The 2,268-nt window shown below is 66.1% G+C and carries 1 protein-coding gene; it reads left to right on the top strand.

From position 1 onward, the window contains the following. The coding region (locus ABWP50_RS11975; protein WP_353218219.1) for a xanthine dehydrogenase family protein molybdopterin-binding subunit at positions 1-2,268 on the top strand (2,268 nt) is incomplete at its 5' end.

Raw genomic sequence — 2,268 nt, 5'->3', positions numbered from 1 at the left:
ACCGGCCAATCGACCCTGCGGGTTGAAGATGCGCGTTTTCTCACTGGCAAGGGCCAGTATACCGACGATCTGTCGCGTCCCGGCATGGCCTATGGTGTCACGCTGCGCAGCCCGCATGCCCATGCCCAGATCATCAGCATCGATACCGAGGCAGCGCTGGCCGTGCCGGGCGTGCTGGCCGTGTACACGCACAGCGATGTCGCTGAATATGGCCCGATTCCCTGCCTGGTGCCGCTGTCAGGCGATGTGAAAACGCCGCGCGTGCTGCTGGCCGAGGGCCGGGTGCGTTTTGTCGGCGATGGCGTGGCCTTTGTGGTGGCGCAAACCCGCGAGGCCGCGCGCGCCGGCGCCGAAGCCGTCTGGGTCGAATACGAAGAATTGCCCGTTGTCGCCAGCATCAGTGCGGCCCTGGCCGATGATGCGCCGTTGATCTGGGCCGATGCCAAATCAAACAGCCTGTTCGATTGGCAGGTGGGTGACGGCGCTGCGGTTGAAGCCGCTATCGCCGGCGCAGCCCATGTCACGCGCCTGGAAATCCTGCAAAACCGGGTTGCCCCCACATCGATGGAAGTGCGCGCGGCGCTGGGCGAATATGATGCAGAGGCCGGCTTCACGCTCACCACCGGCAGCCAGGGCGTCACCTCGATGCGCCGCGAATTGGCCAAGGCGATCCTGAAAGTGCCGGTCGATCAGGTGCGGGTGGTCACCCACGATGTCGGCGGCGGCTTCGGCATGAAGAGCTTCTTATACCCCGAATATGCACTGTGCCTGCACGCCGCGCGCGAACTCGGCTGCCCGGTGAAATGGACTGGGGAGCGCAGCGATGCCTTCCAGACCGACACCCACGGCCGCGCCATGACCACCAAGGCGGCGCTGGCGCTGGATGCACAGGGCGGCATATTGGCGCTGCAAGTGGAAACCTGGTCTGATCTCGGCGCCTATCAGGCGCAGTTCGGGCCGGCGATCCAGACGATGGCGGGCGGCCGCATCATGGGCGGCGTCTATCGCATCCCCGCCATCCACAATCTGGTGCACGGCGTTGTCACCAACACCACGCCGGTGGATGCCTATCGCGGCGCCGGCCGGCCCGAATCGGCCTATATCATGGAGCGGTTGATCGAAGCGGCAGCGCGCGAAATCGGCATCGGCGTTGACGAGATGCGGCTGCGCAATCTGCTGCTGCCCGCTGAACTGCCGCACGCCAATGGCCTGGGCCTCACCTTTGATATCGGCAATTTCCCGGCCGTGCTGGAACGCGCCAAGCAAGTTTGCGATTGGGATGGGTTCGCCGGCCGGCAGGCCGACGCGGCGCGGCGCGGGCGCCTGCTGGGCCGCGGCATGGCCTATTATGTCGAAATCGCCGGCGGCGGCGGCACCGAAGAGCACGCCGATGTGCGGGTGGCCAGCGATGGCATGATCGAAATGGCGGTGGGCACCCAGTCCAACGGCCAGGGCCACGAGACGGTGTATGCGCAGGTGCTGGCGGCGCGGTTGGGCATCGATATGGACCAGATCCGCATCGTGCAGGGCGATAGCGAGCGCATGGATGTCGGCGGCGGCACCGGCGGTTCCCGCTCGATGGCGTTCGGCGGCGGCGCGGTGCTGCAATGCGCCGACGACATGCTGGCACGCGGCAGCGAGCTGGCCAGCGCCGATCTGGGCAGCGATGTCGATTATGCCGATGGCCTGTTTCGCGCCCGCGCCAGCAATGCAACCGCTTCGTGGGCCGAATTGGCCACTCGCCACCCCGGCAAGCTGGATGGCCGCAGCCGCTATCAGACCAAGGAAGGCAAGCCGGCCCCCACCTTCCCCAATGGCTGCCACATCGCCGAGGTGGAGCTGGACGCTGACACCGGCATGATCGCCGTCACCCGCTACGGCCTGGTTGATGATTTTGGCGTGCTGGTGAACCCGATGCTGGTGGAAGGCCAGATCCACGGCGGCATCGCGCAGGGCCTGGGCCAGGCCGTACTGGAAAACATCGTCTATGACGAAGCCGGCCAGCTGATCACCGGCAGCTTCATGGATTATGGCATCCCGCGCGCCGATGTGATGCCGCCAGTGGTGGCGTTTGAAACGCTCAACACCCCCTCCCCCACCAACCCGCTGGGCGTGAAGGGCTGCGGGGAGGCCGGCACGATCGGCGCGATGCCATCGGTGATCAATGCCATCATCGACGCACTGGGCGGCCAGCAGGTTGAAATGCCTGCCACGCCGGAAAAACTGTGGCGGCTGGCGCAGAATATCGGCCTGCGCAGCGCGGCCTGA

Source organism: Sandarakinorhabdus sp. (assembly GCF_040398645.1).
Taxonomy (GTDB): Bacteria; Pseudomonadota; Alphaproteobacteria; order Sphingomonadales; family Sphingomonadaceae; genus Sandarakinorhabdus.
This window is presented reverse-complemented; position numbering and strand designations above follow the sequence as displayed.